We start from the raw sequence: 20,044 nt of genomic DNA on the forward strand, positions 1-20,044 counted from the left end.
CCAAGCATTTGCTTGGTATGGTGGCGAGGTGGACCTGACCGAGAGCGCCGACGACCGCGCCTTCCGTGCGGAGATCCGGACCTGGCTGGGCGACCACCTGTCCGGCGAGTGGGCCGACCTGCGCGGCCGCGGCGGCCCCGGGCGCGAGCACGAGGCGCACGACGAGCGGTTGGCGTGGAACCGGCTGCTCGCCGAGCACGGCTGGACCGCCGTCGGCTGGCCCAAGGAGTACGGCGGCCGCGGGCTCTCGCTCTGGCAGCAGGTGATCTTCCACGAGGAGTACGCCCGGGCGAACGCCCCCGCTGGCGTGAACCACCTCGGCGAACAGCTCCTGGGCCCCACCCTCATCGCGTTCGGCACCGAGGCGCAGAAGCAGCGGTTCCTGCCGGAGATCGTCGCGGTGCGCGAGCTGTGGTCGCAGGGCTATTCCGAGCCCGGCGCCGGCTCCGACCTGGCGAACGTGCAGACGAAGGCGCGACGGGACGAAGCGACGGGTGAGTGGGTGATCGACGGCCAGAAGGTGTGGACCTCGCTGGCCCACCTGTCCGACTGGTGCTTCGTCGTCGCCCGCACCGAGCCGGGATCCGTCCGGCACCAGGGCCTGTCGTTCCTCCTCGTCCCGCTCGACCAGGACGGCGTCGAGATCCGGCCGATCGAGCAGCTCACCAGCGGCTCGGAGTTCAACGAAGTCTTCTTCACCGGGGCCCGAACCGCTGCGGACATGGTCGTCGGCGAGCCCGGTCGCGGCTGGGGCGTGGCGATGGGCCTGCTCGGCTTCGAGCGCGGCGTCTCCACGCTGGGCCAGACCGTCGGCTTCGAGCGCGAGCTCGAGACGGTGGTCGCCCGCGCGAAGGCCAACGGCTCCATCGACGACCCGATCGTCCGCGACCGGCTGGCCCGGTCGAAGACCGAGCTCGCCGTGATCCGCAGCTTCGCGCTGCGCTCGCTCGCCCTGGTCGAGGGCGGTCAGGACTCGGCCGCTGGCGGTGGCGCCGGCTCGATCTTCAAGCTGGCGTGGGCCACCTGGCACCGCACCCTCGGCGAGGTCGCCATGGACGTCGCCGGTGCCGACGGGCTGCTGTCGCGCCCGTCGGCACCGGAGCCGGGGTCCTACGACCTCGACGAGCACCAGCGACTCTTCCTGTTCTCGCGAGCCGACACGCTCTACGGCGGCAGCGACGAGATCCAGAAGAACATCCTCGCCGAGCGAGTGCTCGGACTACCCAAGGAGCCACGCGGATGACGATCACTCGCGAAGAACAGCCCACCCCCGACTACGTGCCGGGCCACAACCTGCTGGCCGGGAAGGTGATCGTGGTGACGGCGGCCGCCGGTGCCGGGATCGGTGCGGCCGTCGTACGACGGGCCCTGGAGGAGGGCGCGAAGGCGGTGGTGTTCAGCGACACCCACGAGCGTCGCCTCAAGGAGGCCGAAGAAGCACTGGGAGCCGAGTTCGGTGCCGACCGCGTGCGCCAGCTGGTCTGCAACGTGACGAAGGAGGAGGACGTCCAGGCCCTCCTCGATGCTGCCGACGAGTTCGGCGGGGTCGACGTACTCATCAACAACGCCGGCCTGGGTGGCACCGACTCGATCCTCGAGGTGACCGACGAGACCTGGAACCGGGTCATCGACATCACCCTCACCGGCACCATGCGCGCCACCCGTGCGGCCGGCCAGCGCTTCGTCGCGGCCGGCAAGAAGGGGATCATCATCAACAACGCGTCGGTCATCGGCTGGCGCGCGCAGGAGGGCCAGGCCCACTATGCCGCCGCGAAGGCAGGCGTGATGGCGCTGACCCGCTGCTCCGCCCTCGACCTCGCGCCGCACGGCATCCGGGTCAACGCGGTCTCGCCCAGCCTGGCGATGCACCCGTTCCTCGAGAAGGTGACCTCGCCCGAACTCCTCCACGAGCTGAAGCAGCGCGAGGCCTTCGGGCGGGCCGCAGCCCCGTGGGAGGTGGCCAACGTGATGGTGTTCCTCGCGAGCGACTACTCGTCGTACCTGACCGGAGAGGTGATCAGTGTCAGCAGCCAGCACGCCTGAGCCGAGCCGGCGCGAGCAGCTGCTCGCGATCGCGGCCAACGTCTTCGCCGACAAGGGCTTCCGCAACACGACGGTGCGCGACATCGCCGACGCGGCCGGCATCCTCTCGGGCAGCCTCTACCACCACTTCGACTCCAAGGAGTCGATGGTCGACGAGATCCTGTCGACCTTCCAGGAGGAGCTCTTCGGGCAGTACGACGCCATCCTGGCCAGCAGCGACGACGCCCGCACCAAGCTCGAGTCCGCCGTCCGCGTCTCGTTCGAGGCGATCGACAAGCACCCGCACGAGGTCGCGATCTTCCAGAACGACGCCGGTCACCTCGGCACGTTCGAGCGGTTCGGCTACCTCGCTGACCGCAACGCCCAGTCCCGCCAGGTCTGGGTCACCCTGATCGAGGAGGGGGTCCGCACCGGCGTGCTCCGCCCCGACCTCGACGTCACGCTCACCTACCGCTTCATCCGCGACACCGTGTGGGTGGCCGTGCGCTGGTACCGCCCCGGCCGCGACCTGACCCACACCGACATCGCTGACCAGTACGTCCGGATCCTGCTCGACGGGATCGGGGCCTCGACAAGCTCGACCACCGGAGGAACACATGCCTGAGGCCTACATCATCGACGCTGCCCGGACGGCCGTCGGCAAGCGCGGGGGAGCGCTCGCTGGCGTGCACTCCGCGGATCTCGCGGCGCACACGCTGGCCGCCCTGGTCGAGCGCACCGGAATCGACCCGGGCGCCGTCGACGACGTGATCCTCGGCTGCTGCGACACGATCGGCTCGCAGGCCGGCGACGTCGCCCGTACCTCCTGGCTGGTCGCGGGCCTGCCCGACCACGTGCCCGGCGTGACGATCGACCGCCAGTGCGGCTCGTCCCAGCAGGCCGTGCACTTCGCTGCCCAGGGCGTCATGTCCGGCACCCAGGACCTCGTCATCGCCGGCGGCGTGCAGAACATGAGCGCCATCCCGATCTCCGCGGCCATGCTCGTGGGCCAGCAGTACGGCTTCTCCACGCCGTTCGCCGAGTCCCCGGGCTGGGCCAAGCGCTACGGCGACGTCGAGGTCAGCCAGTTCAACTCCGCCGAGATGATCGCGGCCAAGTGGGACATCTCGCGGCTCGACATGGAGGAGTACGCCCTCGCCTCGCACACCCGCGCCCGGACGGCCATCGCCGAAGGCCGCTTCGCTCGCGAGATCGTGCCCTTCACGCTCGAGGACGGCACTGTCTTCGACGTCGACCAGTGCCCGCGCGAGACTTCGCTGGAGAAGATGGCGGGCCTCGAGCCGCTCGCGCCCGGCGGCCGGATCACCGCGGCGGTCGCCTCGCAGATCTGCGACGCCTCGTCGGCGATGCTGATCGCCTCCGAGCAGGCCGTGCAGGACCACGGCCTGACGCCGCGGGCCCGCGTCGTGCACCTGTCGGTGCGCGGCGACGACCCGGTCTGGATGCTCACCGGTCCCATCGAGGCCACGAAGCACGCGCTCGCGAAGTCCGGACTGTCCGTCGGCGACATCGACCTCTTCGAGTGCAACGAGGCGTTCGCGTCGGTCGTGCTGGCCTGGATGAAGGAGACCGGCGCGCCGCACGAGAAGGTCAACGTCAACGGCGGCGGCATCGCCCTCGGCCACCCGATCGGTGCGACCGGCACCCGCCTGATGACCACGATGCTCAACGAGCTCGAGCGCACCGGCGGTCGCTACGCGCTGCAGACGATGTGCGAGGGCGGCGGTCAGGCCAACGTGACGATCATCGAACGGCTGGGCTGAGTCCTCGGCATTGGTCTGCTCACTGCAGAACCTCGCGTGCCCTTTCTGCGTAAGGAAGAGTGACACCCGAGGGAGACAGTGAATGCTGAGTGAGTCAGATGCACGGTTCGACGAGTTCGCGGCGGCTGCGTGGCCGCGCCTGCGCCGGATCGGGTTCCTGCTGACCGGTGACCACCATCTCGCAGAGGACCTTGCCCAGATCGCGCTGGTGAAGACCTATGCGTCGTGGCGCCGTGTGCGCAACGACGACGCGGGGGCCTACGCCCGCCGTGTCCTGCTCAACGCCAACATCGACCGCATGCGTCGTCGCCGCCTCGTCGAGGTCGGGGACGCGGCGCTGGACGTCGTACCCGTGACGGGCGGCGAAGGCGGGGTTGCCGACCGGGACCAGATCGCGCGGTTGCTCGCCGGCCTGACCGACCGGGAGCGCAGGGTGGTGGTGCTGCGGCACTACTGCGACCTGAGCGAGGCCGACGTGGCGCACGAGCTCGGCATTGCGCCGGGCACGGTGAAGAGCTCGCTCTCGCGGGCGCTGGGCAAGCTCCGGGTGTCGATCGTGACCGAGACCGACGATGCAAGGGGAACACGGTGAGTGACTTCGAACTCGAGGAACTGGAGCGGGAGCTCGCGGGCGACGGCGTCGCCGGCAGGGGGCCCGACCTGGCGACGATCAGGCGGCAGGGACGCCGTCGGCGGCGCGTGCGTACGGCGGCGGTCGGTGGCGCGGCCGTCCTGGCGGTTGCGGCCGTCAGTGGCGGCGTGATGCTGCTCGACGGCAGCGGCCGGGGTGACGACAACCTGCTCGCCAGCGAGCCGACCTCGCAGGCGCCGGCGGGTCTCACCCCGCTCGCGGAGCGCGCGCTGGCCGAGATTCCCGGCGCTCGCCAGCTGTCGCCCACCAAGGTGCTGATTCCCGCACCGGACGCCGCGCACGGCCTGCCCGACATCCCCGTGACGCTGCGCGGCGAGGCCGTGGAGCTTCCCGAGCCGAGCTACGGCGGCGTGACCGAGTACCGCGACGGCGTCTTCCCCGTCTGGCTCTACGACGGCACCGACAAGCTGGAGATGGCGGCAGGGGATGGCAACAGCCAACCCGTCGGCACGACCGACATCACGGGCGTCATCGTCGACCTCGGCCCGCGCTACCTCGGCTGCATCGAACCCGGGGCCGAGGACCGGTCGCGCGACGGCACCAACTGCTCGCCGGCGGTGCTCACGCGACACGGCGGGAAGTGGTTCCTCGACTGGGGCATGGGGACCGACGACTTCCTCACTCCCGGAGCGCCGATGGAGGTCTTCGCGAGCGACAGCACGCTGGACGGCGCCGATGCGACCCTCGCGATCGCGGGTCTGGACGGCACCGCGGTGGCGCGCGCCGACTTCGTCGCCACCGACGGCACGGTCGTCGCCGGCACGGTCGAGGCCGGCACGCTCGTGCCGGGGGAGTCGATCTTCTTCGGTGAGGTCCCGGGAGAGCTCGCCAAGGTGATCGCCTACGACGCCAGCGGCGAGGTCATCGAGGACCACCCGCTCCGGGACTGCGACGACCCGGTCGACTGCGAAGTGCGCTGATCACCGCGCACGTTGTGAGAGCCCCCTTTCCCGGGCATGTTCCTCAACGCCAGCACGCCGCTGCCGATGAGTTGCACAAGGGAAAGGGGGCATCATGAGCCACCGTCGTACAGAGATTCCGGTCTACGTCCTCGCCACCTATGCGCTGGGCTGCATCGCCGGTCGTTCCATCGCTGTCCTCTGGACACGCGGCCGTCCCGACGAGCGCGGCGTACGCCGTCTCGCCAGCGGAGCGGTCGAGCTCGCTCACCGGCTTCCGCACGGTGTCCCCGATCAGCAGCGCGCCGCCTGACGTCGTACTCACCGCACGCGGCGCCGCCGACGCTCGGACTCGAACACCACCTTGCGGAACCGGTCACCGTGGACCGTGGGGTCGATGAAGGCGACGGCGACACCGATGCCGCCGCTGGCGAAGCCGACGTGCCTGATCACCCGCGCCGGCTGGGTGTAGTTGATGCCGTCGACGCGCACCGTCGACTCGACGAGCGTGCCGGCGGCGGGCGGTTCGGTGCGTACGACGGCGAGCAGGCCGCCCTCGCCGAGGTCGACCGCGACGGCGGTCAGGTCGCGCACCACGGGGTCCTCGTCTCCTTCGGACTCCTCGGTCCAGGTGAGGACGACGGGGACCGACACCCGAGCGCGGAAGAAGGCCCGCTCCTGGATGCGGGTGGCCGTGGCCGCGGGACGCAACAGCCACACCCTGCCGTACGCGCGCCGTCCGGGCCGGGTGCTCACGGGGCACTCCATCCGGCCCAGGGGATAGGACCACGACACGGTTGCCTCGAAGTGGTGCTCGAGCGGGTCGTGGCCGTCAGGACACGCCACGACGAGGGTGGACCGGCCATCAGGTTGCGGCTCGACGTCCAGCACGCGGGTCGTGAATGCGACCGGCTCGCCCGCGGTCGGGCGCAGCGTGAGGTCGACGGTCTGCAGGATCGCGGGGTGAACTTCGGGGCCGACTGGGTCCGGGGCGGGCACCGACATGTTGTTCTGGTCGGCTGCGCGGTCGCCGACCTGAGCACTCCGTCGGAATGAGGGGCCCAGTCGCCGCCACCCCGGCTACTACGGCGCCTTCGTGCGCGACCTCGACGGCAACAACATCGAGGCGGTGACGCACCGGTACGATCCGACGCCATGACCGATTCCGCGGACCTCTCGGCCCTGCTCACGCACGGTGGTTGGGAGCTCGTCGATCCGCGACCGACGGCGGCCAGTCACCCGGACACGTTCGAGATGCCGACGCCGGCCGAGCTCGCTGCTCTGGTTCCCGGCAGCCTGGTCCGTGCGATGTTCCTGGTGGTGACGATTGCCGACGTCGCACGCGACGGCCTCGCGCCGTACGACGAAGCCGGGAAGCCCAACCTGGTCACGCAGGTCGAGCGGATGTGGGCCATCGTGCTGGAGGTCGACGGCGACACCGTCGAGTGTGCTCTCGACAACCTGCCGTTCGGCACCCACACCCGACTGCTGCCCAACGACCTCCTGCGGATCCCGTTGTCGCACCTGATCGGCACCGGTGCGCCGGTGCCGGACTTCGACGACTTCCTGGCGTTCCTCGCGAAGTGGGAGGCCGATCCGGAGAATCCGCGGACCGATCCGACCTCGCCGCTGGACCCGCTCGCCGCGCCGCGTCTCCGCAGCGACCAGCAGGAGGTGTGCGAGCGGCTGGGTGCACGCGCCGAGCCGCCGTGGCCGCTGGGCAGTGGCCTGTTGGCCAAGAACGTGACGCCGCAGTCGCTGCTCGTCTACGGCGCCCGCTTCCCCGCCGACGAGGAGCGGAGGGACACCGGGTGGGTCGTGTTCGCCGAGAACGACGACTTCGAGACGGTCAGCAAGACCGTCGGGTTCACCGTGGCCACGCTCCAGGACATGTACCAGGCGCATCCCGCCATCTGGCCCTACGTCGCGCTACCGACCGGCTGGGGCTTCACGCTCGCTGCCGGGACCGAGCACGACGTCTACCCGGTCGAGATCGAGGACTGACGCCTCAGAGGACGATCCACCAGAGGCCGACGAGGCCGGGGGTCAGTCCGATCAGCAACCACGGCGAGAGCCACTTCCGGTGGTTGATCACCAGGGTGGCGGCGATGCCGCCGACCATGAAGATGGTCGCGATCGTGAGCAGCGTCAGCTGGGCGTCGAGCCGGTCCTTGCCGACGTGATCCGCGGCGATGACGAGTCCGGCGGACAGGTGGAGCACCGTCGTGATGGCCAGGACGGACACCACCCGGCGCTGCACGCGGGCCAGCCGCTCGAGCGCCTGGGGGTCCGGCGCCTTGCGCGGGGCGTTCGGGTCCATCAGGTGCTTGCGACGCGGAGCGCCCGGATCGGGGGTCGTCGTCGGCTGGCTCACCACTGGAGAATATCCAGTGGCGGCGCTCGGCCCGTCACCGCATGCTGCTGGCATGGAGATTCGTCCGTTCGGCCCCGATGACGTGGCCGAAGTCGACGCGTGGGTCGACCTGACCAACGCCACGAGTTCTGTCGACTCTCCGTGGAACCGGCCGCAGACCCGAGCGATGGCCGTTGGTCGCTTCCGGCACGGCTGGGACGGCGAGGTCGACACGCCGTACCTCGCGCGGGTCGGCGACGCCGTCGTCGGCAGCGGCGCGATCAGCACCAGCGAGTACGACAACCTCGAACTGGCGTGGATCCGGGTCGAGGTGCACCCGGAGCATCGCCGTCAGGGCCACGGAGCGGTGATCCTCGAGGCGCTGCTCGACGAGGCCCGCCGCCGCGGCCGCACGATCATCGCTGCCGAGGCATGGGACACGGCGGCCGCGCACGCGTTCGCGGATCGCCACGCCTTCGAGAAGAAGCTCGCCTCGATCAACCGCCGCCAGACACTGGCTGACATCGACTGGCCCGAGCTCGACAAGCGGTACGACGCCGCGCTGCCGCACGCGACGGACTACGTCCTGGAGCGCTGGAGCGTCCCCACCCCCGCGGACCGCCTGGACGCCCTCGCGGTCATGGCGTCGGCGATCAACGACGCCCCGACGGACGACCTGGACTACGAGGACGAGGTGTTCACTCCCGAGCGGATGGCTGCCTACGAGACGGCCATGGCCGGCCGCGGAGAACGCCTGTTCCGCGTGGTGGCGCGGCACGTGCCGTCGGGCGCACTCGCCGCCCAGACCGTCGTCGCGGTTTCCGAGGAGGACCCGACCTGGGGTGACCAGCACGACACGTCGGTGACGCAGGCCCACCGTGGCCACCGGCTGGGCCTGCTGCTGAAGGCGGACATGCTGCGCTGGCTGCGCGAGGACGAGCCGCGGCTGCGGACCGTCGACACGTGGAACGCCGAGTCCAACGACCACATGATCGGCGTCAACGAGATTCTTGGCTACCGGGTGATGGGCCGTGAGTGGGCCTACCAGCGCAACCTGGACTGATCGCGCAGGTCAGGAGTAGCGGTGGCTCTTGGCGCTGTGCCCGCGCTCGCGCGTGCAGGTGCGGCCACTCATGTTGCGGTGCCCGCACAGCGACTCGTCGGGCTCCGCACCGTCAGCCGGCGTCGTGACCTTGGGCGCGGCCTGGGGCGTCGCCTTCTTCGGCGCGGCCTTCGCAGGCGCTGCGCCCTTGGCGGGCGTCGCGGTGCGGGCGTTTGCTGCTGCGTAGCGGGCTTCGCGCATGGCGCGCAGTCCGTCCATCTTGCTCATCGGCACTTCACGCCCCTGACCCTAGGCGACCGTGCCGACAGATCATCGATCGGCCCGCAAACTTGTCGGGCCGTTCGTGGAACCGATCGCCCGACCTGAGTCATCGTTGTCCATGAGAGGCGAGGAGCGCGCGCATGGACGAGGCACAGAAGGCGGAGTACGCCGCCTTCGCGGGAGTGCGCTGGCCCTTCCTCGTCCGGTCAGCGGTGCTCCTTGGTTGCAGCCTCCACGAAGCCGAGGACCTGGCGCAGACGACCCTGGTGCGGTGTTTCGTCAAGTGGCGTCATGTGGAACGTGCCGACGATCCGGCGGCGTACACGGCGCGCATCCTGATCAACCTGCACCGCCAGGCGCACCGACGCCGATGGCGGGGCGAGGTCCCCGTAGACGCCCTGCCGGAAGCGCCGCAGCAGGCCGCACCTGTCGGCGTCGTTGAGGCAGAGCTGGTGCGGAAGGCGCTCGGCGTCCTCAACCCGGAACAGCGCGAGGTCGTCGTCCTCCGGATCCACCTGCAGCTCTCCGAGCGGGAAACCGCGCAGGCGTTGAACGTGCCCAATGGAACGGTCAAGAGCCGCTTGTCGCGGGCACTCGCTCGCCTCGCAGAGGATCCCGGCATCCTCGAGCTGCACCACGGAGGTGAGCAATGAGCGACGACGAGATCATCCGGTACGTCGAAGGCCTGGCCGCCTCCGTGCCGACGTCGGAGGCACCCGTCGGTGCGCTGGTCGCCGCAGGCGAACGCAGCCGTCGCCGTCGGGGCACGGCACTGGTGACTCTTGCGGCTGCGGCGGCCGTCGTGCTCGTCGTCGGGCTGACCGCGGCGCTGGCGGGCGGCACGGACCACACCACCCTGCCCGCTGACGACCCGAGCACTGCCGGGTCGAGTGCGTCTGAGTCGGGCGACCCTCAAGCGGCCCCGGCGCTCGACGGGACGTGGGTGGTCGAGGCCCTGGTCTCGTCGCGAGGCAACAACCTCTTCCACGACCCCGCTGGTACCGGGTCCGTCCAGCTGACCTTCGACGACGGGACCCTCTCCGGCACGACCGGGTGCAACAGCATCTTCGGGACGTATCTCCGGAACGGCTCCGAGCTGACCTTCCCCCACGAGGACCTCGGGTCCTCGCTGGTCGCCTGCAAGGACGAGCCACCCCTCGTTGAGCGCTTGCTCGACGTCCGGCTCGTGTCGCAGGGCGAGGGCGCAAAGGTCCAGCTCAACGCCGGGAACGGGATGATCGTCGCGGTCCTGGTCCCGCTGAAGGATGCGGGTGCCGTCATCCCGACGGAGGACGCCAACACCACGGCCCGCGACCTCTGCCAGACGCCGGTCATTGCCTTCGTGGTCAATCAGGAGCCAGAGACCGAGCGAGCTGCAAGCCCGGAGGCGGCGGTCGAGCCATGGCTCACTGCTGGTCAGGAGTTCCAGTCGGTCGGTCCAGACGGCAACGGCAACCGGTACGTGAAGGTGGGCGCCGCGGTCGGTGAACCGGCCGCCGTCCACCTCGTCGAGCCCACTGACAGCGGCTGGGTGATCCGACGGACAACCGTGTGCCTCGTCGAGTCGCCCGAGGAGGACGGGTGCGGCGCGGTCATCGACGCTCCGGACGGCATTCGCTGGACGATCGAACCGGCGGACCCGCCCGGACTCGGGATCGGTGTGGGAGGGATCTGGCAGCAGGGCCGGATCCCGGCCTGCGCCCGGTTCGACGCCGACGGGATGACGGATCTCGGGCCGCGTGCCCCGGTCGCGCCGGTCACGCTCTTCACGGCGCAGGAGATGCCTCGGAACGAGGAGCTCACGGTGAGCATCGTCCCTGGCGACGTCCGGAAGCTGCATCCTTGACGGAAGGCCCGCGAGGGAAGGCCCGGTCCGGCGGCCGGTAGGCTCCATGGGCCGAACACCCGAGGGGGACGACATGGTTGCGAGCCGCTCCGCTCGTGAGAGGAAGGCCGCCGTACAGGCCGGTCCGCTCGCCAAGGTGAAGATCGACGTCGACGCCAACGACCAGTTCGTCTACAAGATCAACTGCGCGGAGTGCATCGTCCGCGGTCACATCCACTGGTCGACGCTCCGCCCGGGTGAGGACAACGGTTTCATGGCCGCGATGGACCGCTGGATCTTCCACCTTCGTGAGAAGCACTCCGCGAGCGAGGCACCGTGCCTGGAGTTCCTCGAGGCCGCCCAGCAGCGCCTGCAGGAGCGTCGCGAGTCCAAGGACGCCTGAGCCCACGGGCTCAGGTGGACGACACGGTTCCGCCCTACGGTCGCGGACATGCTGAGCAAGAGCGTCCTCTCCCTCGCCGTCCTTCTTCTGCTGAGCAGTGGATGCGGCACCGAACCGAGCGGTGCCGATGGAGGCCCGGCACCCCTGCCCGATGACACGTACCAGCGGGTGCTGAGCCAGGGCGTCGACCCCGCCCTCGTGCACACCATTGCGTTGTCCGGGTTCGAGCTGGCGGAGCAGTCCGCCGGGGTGCGCGGCGACTCCGACTACGCCGCGGTGTACGTGCCCGACGAGCCGCCGTACACGACCGAGGTCCACCTCGATGTCAAGGAAGGCTCCTACGACCGGGCCACCTGCGAGCGAACCCCTCTGGGTGGCCCGAGCGGAGGTCTTCCGGCTCCGGTCGAGTCGTGCGAGGCGGACGGCACCGGCTGGTACCGCACCGGCGGTGGTTGGCACGAGTACGTCGTCAGCCGGGACGGCCACCACCTCACCGTGGGCGCGCCAACGGCTGCAGTCGACCGGGACTCCCTGACCAGGGCAGCGCTGGGCGCTCGGCGTCAGGACGGGACGACCCCTGCAGTCCTGCCGCCGTTGTCGCCGGTGACCCGCGGCGACCTGCCGACGACCGGTGACGGCGCGCCCGTTGATCCGTACGGCGAGAGCCCGCCCGGCGGGTGATGGGTTACGCGTCGGTGACGTCTGCCTTGGCGGTGTCGTCGAGGACGCGGAGGATGTTGCCGCCCATGAGCTTCGCCAGTTCACGGGCGTTCCACCGGCGCTCGGCCAGGCAGTCGATGAGGACAGCGAAACCACTGACGTCCCCCATGTCGTCGGGGAAGTCGCCGCCACCGTCGTAGTCGGATCCGAGGCCGACATGGTCGATCCCGGCGACCTCCCGGGCATGCTCGATGTGGTCGGCAACCTGGTTGACCGTCACCGGCGGACGGGTTCCGTGCTTGCCCTGGTCGTGCCAGTCCCAGTAGTCCGCGCTGACGAACTCCGGAACGAACGCCACCATCAGGACGCCTCCGTTGGTCGAGAGCCGGCCGAGGACGTCGTCGGGGACGTTCCGCGGGTGCGGACAGACCTGGTGGCAGGACGAGTGGCTGAAGATGACGGGCGCGGAACTCACCTCGAGGGTCTGCCGCATGGTGTCGAACGAGCCGTGCGAGAGGTCGGCCAGGACGCCGAGCCGGTTCATCTCGGCCACCACTTCGCGGCCGAAGCTGGTCAGCCCTCCGTGGGCTCGAACATCCGTGGCCGAGTCGGCCCAGGTGGTGTTGTGGTTGTGGGTGAGCGTCAGGTACTTGACGCCCAGACCCGCCAGGACGCGCAGCACCGCCAGGGATCCGCCAATGCTGTTCCCGCCTTCGGCACCCAGTAGCGAGGCGATCTGCCCGCGTTCCCACGCGGTCCGGATCTCGGTCCCCGTGCGCGCCAGGACGAAGGTGTCGGGGTAACGGTCGACCAGGCGGTGGACGAAGTCGATCTGTTCGAGGGTGTACTGGACCGCTTCAGACGGAGCCAGCCCGCCTCGGGAGTACACCGACCAGAACTGTGCGCCGACCCCGCCAGCACGCAGCCGCTGGATGTCGGTCTTGAAGGGGTGCTCGGGTCCGTCGAGCCCTTCGACGGTGTACCCGGCGACCATCCGCGAGGACCAGGCCAGGTCGTTGTGCCCGTCGATGATCTGCGACAGGTCGTACGCCTGGTGCGCAACCGGGTGGGTGTAGGCCGGGCGGGTCGATGTCATGTCGGGTCGCCGGACGCGTTGATCAAGGCGTCGGGATCCAGCCGGGGCGGCACGCTCGCGAGCGCCGTCTGCACCAGCAGGGTCCGTGCCTTCACCAGGACTGCACGGCGCAGCTTGCCCAGCTCGTCGCCGACCAGCCCGGAGACCGCATCGGTCACCTCGCTGTTGGAGTACGACGGCCGCGTCCCCGGCTCGACATCGACGTCGGGCAGAGCGACCAGCACCGGCAGGATCTGCGACCCCAGGGCGTCGAGGACCTTGAACCGCTCGTAGCGGTCCATCTCGTTCCACACGGTGTCGATGTCCTTGCCGCCCTTGCGGACCTTGCGGTTCGACGCGACCACGGTCTTGGCCGCTCCGGTCAGCGCCGCGGTCAGCTCGTGCTCGGTGAATCGCATGGGGCAAGCATGACGGAACGTCACACCAGGTACGACGCCCCCCGCCGGAGCTCCGCCGCCGCTTGTACGACGATCCGCTCGATCAGCGCCTCGCACGTCGGCAGGTCGTCGATGACGCCAACGACCTGGCCGCTGGCCAGCACGCCCGCGGACGTGTCGCCCTCGACCAGGCCGGCGCGCAGCATGGTGGGGGTGTTGGCGGCGAGGGCCATCTGGCCGAGCGTGCGGCCCTGGGCCTTCTTCATGGCCCGGCCGTCCTTGAGCAGCTCGGTCCACGACATGCCGGTCGACTTCTTGAACTCGAGGGTGCGTCGCGCAGTCGGTCCCCACCTCCGAACCGCGGACGTCTCCTCGAGGGACTCGACGAGCTCGGTGCGCAGCATCCGGTGCGGCATGCCGTCGACCTTCGCGGTGACGACGGTGTCGGTCAGGCCCTTCTCCAGGTAGAGGTGCTTCACGGCGTCGGGGACAGCGCTGTCCTGGGTGAGCAGGAAGCGGGTGCCCATGCCGACGCCCGCGGCGCCGTACGACAGGGCAGCAGCGAGGCCGCGGCCGTCGAAGAAGCCACCGGCGGCGATCACGGGGATGTCGACGGCGTCGAGCACGGTGGGGAGCAGCAGGGTGGTCGGGATGGCGCCGGTGTGGCCGCCGCCCTCGCCGCCCTGCACCATCACGGCGTCCGCACCCCAGGCAGCGACCTTCTTCGCGTGCTTGGCCGCGCCGATCGACGGCATCACGACGATGTCGTGCTCCTTGAGCTTCGCGATCAGCTCCGGCTTCGGGGCGAGCGCGAACGAGGCCACCTTGACGCCGTAGTCGATGAGGAGCTGGCAGCGGGCGGGTGCGTCGCCCGCGTCGGCGCGGAGGTTGACGCCGAAGGGCTTGTCAGTGCGGTTCTTGGTCTCGACGATCGCCTTCTCGAGCTCCTCGAAGGTCATCGTGGCCGAGGCGAGGATGCCGAGACCGCCGGCCTCGGCCGTGCCGGAGACGAGCCGCGGCCCGGAGACCCAGCCCATGCCGGTCTGCACGACCGGGTGCGGGACGCCGACCAGGTCGGTGAAGGGGGTCCGGATCAGCTGTTCGATCACGACGACACCTCTGCAACGGGCTCGGGCACCTCGCGGAAGCGCAGGCCCTTGGGGTCGAGCACCTCGCGGATGATGATCAGTTCCTCGAGGGACGGCTCGCGCGTCGTCGGTACGTCGGCGGGGATGTCGAGCACGAATCCGGTCGCCTCGACGATCTCCTCGACGGTCACGCCCGGGTGCACGGAGAGCAGCCGGACCGTGTCGTCGGCACCCTTCACGTCGAAGACGGCGAGGTTGGTGACGATCCGGTGGATGTCGTTGTACTTCGAGGCGCCGGGGCCGGCCGCCTTCGCGCGGGCCGGGCCGACGCCGGAGACGATGTCGACGTTCTCGACGAAGACCCGGGTGTTGTGCTTCGGGACCCAGTACGACGTCCGGTTGTTCACCGTGTTGCCCGGCGCACCGCGGGAGCCCAGCAGCTGCCGCTTCGGTTGGGCGAAGTCACCGATCGCGGAGATGTTCTGGTTGCCCTGTCGGTCGACCTGCGTCGCGCCCATCATCACGTGGCGCTTGCCGTACGCGACCACGTCGAAGACGCGGCGGAACGGGATCCAGCCCTCGACGACGTCGGCCTTCGCGAACAGCGGGGGAGTCCCGGCGAGGAAGAGCGACTCCCCGTCGGAGATCACCAGGTCCGGGTTGGAGGTCAGTCGGGCGAGCCGGACCCCCAGCATCGGGAGCATGCCCATCGGCGAGGCGAAGATCTCGCCGTCGTCCTTGAACGCATCGGCGATGGCAGCTGCGCAGACGTCCGCACGGGAGAACTCGGTCATCACTTGGCTCCTTCGAGCTCGGTGTGGAAGGCAACGACGGCTGCCTGGTAGGCCGCTTCGTCACCGGAGAGGAATCGCTCCTCGAACGCGGCCCAGTCCTCGTCGGAGCCGCCCGCCGCGGCGGCGTACGCCTTCTGGAATTTCTCGTCGCGCTCGTAGTCCGGGGTGCAGACCGTGAAGTGCGCACCGTTCGGCGTCTCCACGACGCCGTCGACCATCATCCGGCTGATCAGCAGGCGCTGCACCGGGGTGTCGACTGTGAGGCCGGCCGTGTCGACGATCTGCTCGACCGAGACGAACGCCTTGTCCGCGGCCTGCACGAACAGGTCGTCGAAGTACGGGTCCGGGCCGAGGTACGTCGCGTTGCCGTGGACGTCCGCGCGGTTGAGGTGCACCAGGGCGACGTCGAGCTTGAGTGCCGGCACGGCGGTCAGCTCCTCGAAGTCGCCGTTCTCGTCGGCGTACGGCGACGCGACGGTCTTGATCCACGCGTTGTTGACGAGTACGTCGGAGCCGAGCCCCGCGCGCATCGGGAGGAACGGCAGCCGCTGGGCCGCGGCGTACAGGCCGGTCTGGAACATGCCTTCGTCGAGCTCGACGACCTCGGGGATCGTGCCGTTCTGCCGCGCACGCTGGAAGTTGGGCTCCAGCGGGATCGAGTCGAGGGAGACGAACGCGTAGACGACCTTGCGGATCTTGCCGGCCCGGGCGAGCAGGCCGACGTCGGCGCCACCCCAACTGACGATGGTCAGGTCCTTGAGGTCCGAGCGCAGGATGGCGCGGACCAGGGCCATCGGCTTGCGCCGCGGACCCCACCCGCCGATGCCGATCGTCATTCCGTCGGAGAGCTGGGCGACGACCTCGTCGATCGTCATCTGCTTGTCGCGGGGCTTCATTTGTTCTCCTCGGTGGTTGAGGTGTGAGCACCAGCGAGCCTCGAAACTGCCTTTTCCGTTCCCGCGAACTCGTCGCGAAGCTCGTCACTGACACCGGCGAGGTTGAGCTCGAAGGTGAATCCCTGCTCGAACCGGTAGCTCTTGTTCACGTCGACGGGCTCGATCCCGTTCAACGCTTCCTTCGCGGCCCTGATGACCCGCGTGTCCTTGTCGGCGATCGATGCGGCGACCTCGAGCGCGACGGCGTCGAGCTCGTCGCGGGGGGCCAGCCGGTAGACCGAGCCGAAGCGGTGCAGCTCGGTCGCGGGGATGGTCGCAGCGGTGAAGTACAGCGCGCGCATCATCTGCTGGGGGACGAGCCGGGCCATGTGCGTGGCCGCACCCAGCGCGCCCTGCTTGACCTCGGGGACACCGAAGTAGGCGTCGTCGCTGGCGACCACGATGTCGGCGTTGCCGACGAGGCCGACGCCGCCACCCACGCAGAAGCCGTTGACCACCGCGATGACGGGGACCGCGCACTCGTAGACGGCCTTGAAGGCGGCGAAGCAGCCCTTGTTGGCGCCGATCAGCGCGTCGAAGCCGGTGGTGTTCTGCATCTCCTTGATGTCGACGCCGGCGTTGAAGCCCTTGCCCTCGGCGCGCAGGACCACGACCTTGGTCGCCAGGTCCGCGCTCGCCTCGTCGAGGGCCGCGGCCACGTCGAACCACCCCTGCACGGTGAGGGCGTTGACCGGGGGCGCGTTCATGGTGACGACGCGGATGCCGTCGTCGCGCAGTTCACTGGAAACCGTCATGGAAGGCACCCTACCAAGCATTTGCTTGGTAGGGTGCGGACATGTCACTCCAACTCGATCTCGCCGGACGGGTCGCCCTCGTCACCGGCGGCGCGAAGGGCATCGGCCGCGGCATCGCCGAGGTGCTGCTCGAAGCCGGTGCCACGGTCGTCACCTGCGGCCGGTCGGACGCGACGCCGCCCACCGGTTCGACGCACCGGATCTGCGACGTCCGCGATCCCGAGTCCGTCGACGCGCTCGTGAGCGCGATCGTGAGCGAGTTCGGGCAGCTCGATGTCGTCGTGAACAACGCCGGCGGGGCGCCGTACGCGCTCGCCGCCGACGCGTCGCCGCGCTTCCACGACAAGGTCATCGGCCTCAACCTGATGTCCGCGTTGCTCGTGAGCCAGGCCGCCAACCGGGTGATGCAGGGTCAGGCCACGGGCGGCTCGATCATCAACATCTCGTCGGTGTCGGGACTCCGTCCCTCCCCGGGTACTGCGGCGTACGGCGCCGCGAAGGCCGGGCTCGACTCGCTCACCACCTCGCTCGCCCAGGAATGGGGCCCCAAGGTCCGGGTCAATTCCATCGATGTCGGCCTCGTGCGCACGCCTGACACAGCCGACCACTACGGCGGTGACGAGACCGTCGCCCGGATCGAGCGCACCATCCCGCTCGGCCGGATGGCCGACGTCGCCGAGATCGGACAGGTGGCCGCCTTCCTGGCCAGCGACCTGTCGTCGTACGTCTCCGGTGCTCAGCTCGCCTGTCACGGCGGGGGAGAGCAACCGGTGTTCCTTCACATCGCCCAGAGCAATGCCCAGAACGAGGAGAACGACAAGTGAGCAGGTTGCTGGAGGGTCGCATCGCGATCGTGACAGGCGCGGGACGCGGGATCGGCCGCGCGCACGCCCTGGAGCTCGCGCGCCACGGCGCGAAGGTCGTCGTCAACGACTACGGCGTCTCGGCTGCCGGTGAGGGCACCGAGGAGTCGCCCGCCCACGAGGTCGTCGCGGAGATCCAGGCGATGGGCGGCGAGGCCGTGGTCAACGGTGCCGACGTCGCCGACTTCGCGTCGGCAGAGGCGATGGTCCGCCAGGCGATCGACACCTTCGGTGGACTCGACATCCTCGTCAACAACGCCGGCTTCCTCCGGGACCGGATGCTGATCAACACCTCCGAGGAGGAGTGGGACGCCGTCGTCCGGGTCCACCTCAAGGGCCACTTCGCACCGCTGCGCCACGCCGGCGCCTACTGGCGCGCCGAGGCCAAGGAGGGCCGGCAGCGCGCGGCTCGCGTCATCAACACGTCCTCAGGTGCGGGCCTGCAGGGTTCGCTCGGGCAGACGACGTACTCCGCTGCCAAGGCGGGGATTGCCGGAATGACGCTCGTCGCGGCCGTCGAGATGAGTCGGTACGGCGTCACCGTCAACGCGATCGCTCCCGTCGCCAGGACGCGGATGACCGAGGGTGCGTTCGACACCTCCGCCATGGCCCTCCCCGAGGACAACTCGCCGATCGTGGCGTGGCTCGCGTCCGAGGAGGCCGGCGACATCACTGGCCGCGTGATCGAGATCGACGGCAGCGTGATCACCGTCGAGAACGGCTGGTCGCACGGCCCGTCGCGCGACAACGGGACCCGCTGGGAAGCGGCCGGAGTCGGGCCGGCCCTGCGCGACCTGCTGGCCGCGGCACCGACGCCGGAACCCGTTTACGGAACGGGCAGCTAGACACGTTTACGAAAGTCTTTCGTTTCAAGACGAAAGTGTGTAGCGTCGGGGCCATGACTGCTGTTGAGGCCCCGACGCTGACGAACTTCGATCCGACGGACCCGGACATCCTGCGTCAGCGGATGCCCCATGAGGAGCTCCTGGCGCTGCGTCAGACGGCTCCGGTGAGCTGGATCGAGCAGGCCGACCCGGGTGCCCGGGCCGGGTTCCTCGACACCGGCTACTGGGCGCTCAGCAAGCATGCCGACGTCGCTGCGGTGTCGAAGAACCAGACCGACTTCTCGACGTACGAGAACGGCGTGATCATCCGTTTCGCGCCGGACATGACGCGCGAAGAGCTCGAGCAGACCCGCTTCCTGCTGATCAACCACGACTCGGCGGAGCACACGAAGCTGCGTCAGATCATTTCCCGCGCCTTCACGCCGCGCGCCGTCGGCAGCCTGCACGAATGGCTCAAGGACCGCGCCGAGAAGATCGTGGACGAGGCGCTCGCGAAGGAGTCCGGGAACTTCGTCACCGACATCGCCGCCGAGCTCCCGCTCCAGGCCATCGCCCAGCTCCTCGGCGTCCCGCAGGAGGACCGCGGAAAGCTCTTCGAGTGGTCCAACCAGATGCTGTCGTACGACGACCCGGAGCTCGGCGGCGACCAGATGACCGCGTTCATGGAGATCCTCGCGTACTCCATGGCGCTCGCCGACGACCGGCGCCGCAACCCCCAGGACGACATCGTCACGAAGCTGGTCTCGGCGGACGTCGACGGCAACGGCCTCACTGACGACGAGTTCGGTTTCTTCATGATCCTGCTGGCGGTGGCCGGCAACGAGACCACGCGCAACGCCATCACGCTCGGTATGAAGGCGTTCATCGACAACCCGGACCAGTGGGAGCTCTACAGGAGTGAGCGCCCTGACACCGCGGTCGACGAGATCATCCGCTGGGCCACGCCGGTCACGGTCTTCCAGCGCACCGCCAAGCGGGACCTGGAGATCAGCGGCCAGCAGATCAAGGAGGGCGACCGCGTCGGCCTGTTCTACGCGTCGGCCAACTACGACGACGACGTCTTCGAGGACCCGTTCACGTTCAACGTCCTGCGTGAGACCAACCCGCACCAGGCCTTCGGTGGCCACGGTGCGCACTACTGCATCGGCGCCAACCTGGCCCGGCTGGAAGTGAAGCTGATCTTCGACGCCCTCGCCGACCGTGACGCGAAGATCAGCCTCACCAGCGAGCCCACGAAGCTCCGGAGCGGCTGGATCAACGGCGTCAAGGACATGCCGGTCAGCTACCGCTGACCAAGACCAACCGACCAAGCAAAGAGGCGGTGTCCCCGTTGGGGGACACCGCCTCTTCGTCTGTCTCCGGATGGGGC

At 69.5% G+C, this 20,044-nt stretch carries 25 protein-coding genes; 16 read left to right on the forward strand and 9 right to left on the reverse strand.

Annotated features, from left to right (window positions below; genetic code table 11):
- Nucleotides 1-28 precede the first annotated feature (28 nt).
- The 7 genes from ASD84_RS14805 (at nt 29) to ASD84_RS14835 (ending at nt 5,670) form a co-directional block, all read left to right on the forward strand.
- The gene (locus ASD84_RS14805; RefSeq protein ID WP_056711831.1) at nt 29-1,243 is read left to right on the forward strand and encodes an acyl-CoA dehydrogenase family protein; all 1,215 of its coding nucleotides are present in this window, start codon (nt 29-31) and stop codon (nt 1,241-1,243) included.
- Entirely contained in the window at nt 1,240-2,043 is an 804-nt protein-coding gene (locus tag ASD84_RS14810) for an SDR family oxidoreductase (protein ID WP_056711834.1), read from the forward strand. The genes ASD84_RS14805 and ASD84_RS14810 overlap by 4 nt, the downstream gene beginning before the upstream one ends.
- Nucleotides 2,021-2,647, forward strand: coding sequence for a TetR/AcrR family transcriptional regulator (locus ASD84_RS14815; protein ID WP_056711837.1), 627 nt, complete (start codon nt 2,021-2,023; stop codon nt 2,645-2,647). The genes ASD84_RS14810 and ASD84_RS14815 overlap by 23 nt, the downstream gene beginning before the upstream one ends.
- Nucleotides 2,640-3,806, forward strand: a complete 1,167-nt coding sequence (locus tag ASD84_RS14820) for an acetyl-CoA C-acetyltransferase (protein ID WP_056711840.1) — start codon at nt 2,640-2,642, stop codon at nt 3,804-3,806. Before ASD84_RS14815 ends, ASD84_RS14820 begins: the two co-directional genes overlap by 8 nt.
- 82 nt (nt 3,807-3,888) lie before the next feature.
- Nucleotides 3,889-4,398 (forward strand): SigE family RNA polymerase sigma factor, encoded by a 510-nt coding sequence (locus ASD84_RS14825; RefSeq protein ID WP_200954582.1) that lies wholly within the window; start codon nt 3,889-3,891, stop codon nt 4,396-4,398.
- Nucleotides 4,395-5,378: a hypothetical protein gene (locus tag ASD84_RS14830; protein WP_056711843.1), complete on the forward strand. Its 984-nt coding sequence runs from the start codon at nt 4,395-4,397 to the stop codon at nt 5,376-5,378. Before ASD84_RS14825 ends, ASD84_RS14830 begins: the two co-directional genes overlap by 4 nt.
- 94 nt (nt 5,379-5,472) lie before the next feature.
- Complete coding sequence (locus ASD84_RS14835; RefSeq protein ID WP_056711845.1) at nt 5,473-5,670, forward strand: hypothetical protein; 198 nt, start codon at nt 5,473-5,475, stop codon at nt 5,668-5,670.
- 8 nt (nt 5,671-5,678) lie between these two features.
- Here ASD84_RS14835 and ASD84_RS14840 read toward each other — a convergent pair whose 3' ends face one another.
- Complete coding sequence (locus tag ASD84_RS14840) at nt 5,679-6,362, reverse strand: PilZ domain-containing protein (protein WP_056711848.1); 684 nt, start codon at nt 6,360-6,362, stop codon at nt 5,679-5,681.
- Between the two features lie 150 nt (nt 6,363-6,512).
- On the opposite strand from ASD84_RS14840, the gene ASD84_RS14845 reads away from it, so the two are divergent.
- Entirely contained in the window at nt 6,513-7,361 is an 849-nt protein-coding gene (locus tag ASD84_RS14845) for a hypothetical protein (protein WP_056711851.1), read from the forward strand.
- Nucleotides 7,362-7,365: 4 nt separating this feature from the next.
- Here the strand turns inward: ASD84_RS14845 and ASD84_RS25330 are convergent, their stop codons facing one another.
- Complete coding sequence (locus ASD84_RS25330) at nt 7,366-7,731, reverse strand: hypothetical protein (RefSeq protein ID WP_162251539.1); 366 nt, start codon at nt 7,729-7,731, stop codon at nt 7,366-7,368.
- Between the two features lie 52 nt (nt 7,732-7,783).
- Between ASD84_RS25330 and ASD84_RS14855 the strand changes: the two genes are divergently transcribed.
- A complete protein-coding gene (locus ASD84_RS14855; protein WP_162251540.1) occupies nt 7,784-8,773 on the forward strand; it encodes a GNAT family N-acetyltransferase in 990 nt (329 codons plus the stop codon).
- Between the two features lie 9 nt (nt 8,774-8,782).
- Here ASD84_RS14855 and ASD84_RS14860 read toward each other — a convergent pair whose 3' ends face one another.
- Nucleotides 8,783-9,040: a hypothetical protein gene (locus tag ASD84_RS14860; protein WP_056711859.1), complete on the reverse strand. Its 258-nt coding sequence runs from the start codon at nt 9,038-9,040 to the stop codon at nt 8,783-8,785.
- A gap of 134 nt (nt 9,041-9,174) precedes the next feature.
- Between ASD84_RS14860 and ASD84_RS14865 the strand changes: the two genes are divergently transcribed.
- The 4 genes from ASD84_RS14865 (at nt 9,175) to ASD84_RS14880 (ending at nt 11,943) form a co-directional block, all read left to right on the forward strand.
- Nucleotides 9,175-9,687, forward strand: a complete 513-nt coding sequence (locus ASD84_RS14865) for a SigE family RNA polymerase sigma factor (protein WP_056711862.1) — start codon at nt 9,175-9,177, stop codon at nt 9,685-9,687.
- Complete coding sequence (locus ASD84_RS14870) at nt 9,684-10,880, forward strand: META domain-containing protein (RefSeq protein ID WP_056711865.1); 1,197 nt, start codon at nt 9,684-9,686, stop codon at nt 10,878-10,880. Before ASD84_RS14865 ends, ASD84_RS14870 begins: the two co-directional genes overlap by 4 nt.
- A gap of 73 nt (nt 10,881-10,953) precedes the next feature.
- Nucleotides 10,954-11,262 carry a hypothetical protein gene (locus ASD84_RS14875; protein ID WP_056711868.1) on the forward strand — a complete coding sequence of 103 codons (309 nt, stop codon included), beginning with the start codon at nt 10,954-10,956 and terminating at the stop codon, nt 11,260-11,262.
- Nucleotides 11,263-11,310: 48 nt separating this feature from the next.
- Nucleotides 11,311-11,943 carry a hypothetical protein gene (locus ASD84_RS14880; protein ID WP_056711872.1) on the forward strand — a complete coding sequence of 211 codons (633 nt, stop codon included), beginning with the start codon at nt 11,311-11,313 and terminating at the stop codon, nt 11,941-11,943.
- Between the two features lie 4 nt (nt 11,944-11,947).
- Here the strand turns inward: ASD84_RS14880 and ASD84_RS14885 are convergent, their stop codons facing one another.
- Genes ASD84_RS14885 through ASD84_RS14910 form a run of 6 tightly spaced genes read right to left on the reverse strand, consistent with a single transcriptional unit; the run spans nt 11,948 to nt 16,967 of the window.
- Nucleotides 11,948-13,018, reverse strand: coding sequence for a dipeptidase (locus tag ASD84_RS14885; protein WP_056711875.1), 1,071 nt, complete (start codon nt 13,016-13,018; stop codon nt 11,948-11,950).
- Nucleotides 13,015-13,416: a hypothetical protein gene (locus tag ASD84_RS14890; RefSeq protein ID WP_056711878.1), complete on the reverse strand. Its 402-nt coding sequence runs from the start codon at nt 13,414-13,416 to the stop codon at nt 13,015-13,017. Before ASD84_RS14890 ends, ASD84_RS14885 begins: the two co-directional genes overlap by 4 nt.
- 20 nt (nt 13,417-13,436) lie before the next feature.
- Nucleotides 13,437-14,504, reverse strand: a complete 1,068-nt coding sequence (locus ASD84_RS14895; protein WP_056711881.1) for an NAD(P)H-dependent flavin oxidoreductase — start codon at nt 14,502-14,504, stop codon at nt 13,437-13,439.
- Nucleotides 14,501-15,277 (reverse strand): CoA-transferase subunit beta, encoded by a 777-nt coding sequence (locus ASD84_RS14900; RefSeq protein WP_056711884.1) that lies wholly within the window; start codon nt 15,275-15,277, stop codon nt 14,501-14,503. Before ASD84_RS14900 ends, ASD84_RS14895 begins: the two co-directional genes overlap by 4 nt.
- The gene (locus ASD84_RS14905; RefSeq protein WP_056711887.1) at nt 15,277-16,173 is read right to left on the reverse strand and encodes a CoA transferase subunit A; all 897 of its coding nucleotides are present in this window, start codon (nt 16,171-16,173) and stop codon (nt 15,277-15,279) included. The genes ASD84_RS14900 and ASD84_RS14905 overlap by 1 nt, the downstream gene beginning before the upstream one ends.
- The gene (locus ASD84_RS14910) at nt 16,170-16,967 is read right to left on the reverse strand and encodes an enoyl-CoA hydratase family protein (RefSeq protein ID WP_056711890.1); all 798 of its coding nucleotides are present in this window, start codon (nt 16,965-16,967) and stop codon (nt 16,170-16,172) included. The genes ASD84_RS14905 and ASD84_RS14910 overlap by 4 nt, the downstream gene beginning before the upstream one ends.
- Before the next feature lie 41 nt (nt 16,968-17,008).
- On the opposite strand from ASD84_RS14910, the gene ASD84_RS14915 reads away from it, so the two are divergent.
- The 3 genes from ASD84_RS14915 to ASD84_RS14925 are packed head-to-tail and all read left to right on the forward strand — an operon-like array spanning nt 17,009 to nt 19,967.
- Complete coding sequence (locus ASD84_RS14915; RefSeq protein WP_056711893.1) at nt 17,009-17,791, forward strand: SDR family oxidoreductase; 783 nt, start codon at nt 17,009-17,011, stop codon at nt 17,789-17,791.
- Entirely contained in the window at nt 17,788-18,675 is an 888-nt protein-coding gene (locus ASD84_RS14920; protein ID WP_056711897.1) for an SDR family oxidoreductase, read from the forward strand. The genes ASD84_RS14915 and ASD84_RS14920 overlap by 4 nt, the downstream gene beginning before the upstream one ends.
- Nucleotides 18,676-18,728: 53 nt before the next feature.
- On the forward strand, nt 18,729-19,967 hold the full coding sequence (locus ASD84_RS14925) for a cytochrome P450 (protein ID WP_056711900.1): 1,239 nt from the start codon (nt 18,729-18,731) through the stop codon (nt 19,965-19,967).
- Nucleotides 19,968-20,044: the final 77 nt, after the last annotated feature.

This window comes from Nocardioides sp. Root682 (genome assembly GCF_001427795.1).
Taxonomy (GTDB): Bacteria; Actinomycetota; Actinomycetes; order Propionibacteriales; family Nocardioidaceae; genus Nocardioides.

What these genes read in the sequence shown, in the direction of transcription:
- ASD84_RS14810 (WP_056711834.1), top strand. Translation starts at nt 1,240, where the DNA reads ATGACGATCACTCGCGAAGAACAGCCCACCCCCGACTACGTGCCGGGC.
- ASD84_RS14875 (WP_056711868.1), top strand. Translation starts at nt 10,954, where the DNA reads ATGGTTGCGAGCCGCTCCGCTCGTGAGAGGAAGGCCGCCGTACAGGCC.
- ASD84_RS14925 (WP_056711900.1), top strand. Translation starts at nt 18,729, where the DNA reads ATGACTGCTGTTGAGGCCCCGACGCTGACGAACTTCGATCCGACGGAC.
- ASD84_RS14820 (WP_056711840.1), top strand. Translation starts at nt 2,640, where the DNA reads ATGCCTGAGGCCTACATCATCGACGCTGCCCGGACGGCCGTCGGCAAG.
- ASD84_RS14900 (WP_056711884.1), bottom strand. Translation starts at nt 15,277, where the DNA reads ATGACCGAGTTCTCCCGTGCGGACGTCTGCGCAGCTGCCATCGCCGAT.
- ASD84_RS14885 (WP_056711875.1), bottom strand. Translation starts at nt 13,018, where the DNA reads ATGACATCGACCCGCCCGGCCTACACCCACCCGGTTGCGCACCAGGCG.
- ASD84_RS14915 (WP_056711893.1), top strand. Translation starts at nt 17,009, where the DNA reads ATGTCACTCCAACTCGATCTCGCCGGACGGGTCGCCCTCGTCACCGGC.
- ASD84_RS14825 (WP_200954582.1), top strand. Translation starts at nt 3,889, where the DNA reads ATGCTGAGTGAGTCAGATGCACGGTTCGACGAGTTCGCGGCGGCTGCG.
- ASD84_RS14870 (WP_056711865.1), top strand. Translation starts at nt 9,684, where the DNA reads ATGAGCGACGACGAGATCATCCGGTACGTCGAAGGCCTGGCCGCCTCC.
- ASD84_RS14905 (WP_056711887.1), bottom strand. Translation starts at nt 16,173, where the DNA reads ATGAAGCCCCGCGACAAGCAGATGACGATCGACGAGGTCGTCGCCCAG.
- ASD84_RS14890 (WP_056711878.1), bottom strand. Translation starts at nt 13,416, where the DNA reads ATGCGATTCACCGAGCACGAGCTGACCGCGGCGCTGACCGGAGCGGCC.
- ASD84_RS14855 (WP_162251540.1), top strand. Translation starts at nt 7,784, where the DNA reads ATGGAGATTCGTCCGTTCGGCCCCGATGACGTGGCCGAAGTCGACGCG.
- ASD84_RS14840 (WP_056711848.1), bottom strand. Translation starts at nt 6,362, where the DNA reads ATGTCGGTGCCCGCCCCGGACCCAGTCGGCCCCGAAGTTCACCCCGCG.
- ASD84_RS14835 (WP_056711845.1), top strand. Translation starts at nt 5,473, where the DNA reads ATGAGCCACCGTCGTACAGAGATTCCGGTCTACGTCCTCGCCACCTAT.
- ASD84_RS14910 (WP_056711890.1), bottom strand. Translation starts at nt 16,967, where the DNA reads ATGACGGTTTCCAGTGAACTGCGCGACGACGGCATCCGCGTCGTCACC.
- ASD84_RS14845 (WP_056711851.1), top strand. Translation starts at nt 6,513, where the DNA reads ATGACCGATTCCGCGGACCTCTCGGCCCTGCTCACGCACGGTGGTTGG.
- ASD84_RS14865 (WP_056711862.1), top strand. Translation starts at nt 9,175, where the DNA reads ATGGACGAGGCACAGAAGGCGGAGTACGCCGCCTTCGCGGGAGTGCGC.
- ASD84_RS14860 (WP_056711859.1), bottom strand. Translation starts at nt 9,040, where the DNA reads ATGAGCAAGATGGACGGACTGCGCGCCATGCGCGAAGCCCGCTACGCA.
- ASD84_RS14880 (WP_056711872.1), top strand. Translation starts at nt 11,311, where the DNA reads ATGCTGAGCAAGAGCGTCCTCTCCCTCGCCGTCCTTCTTCTGCTGAGC.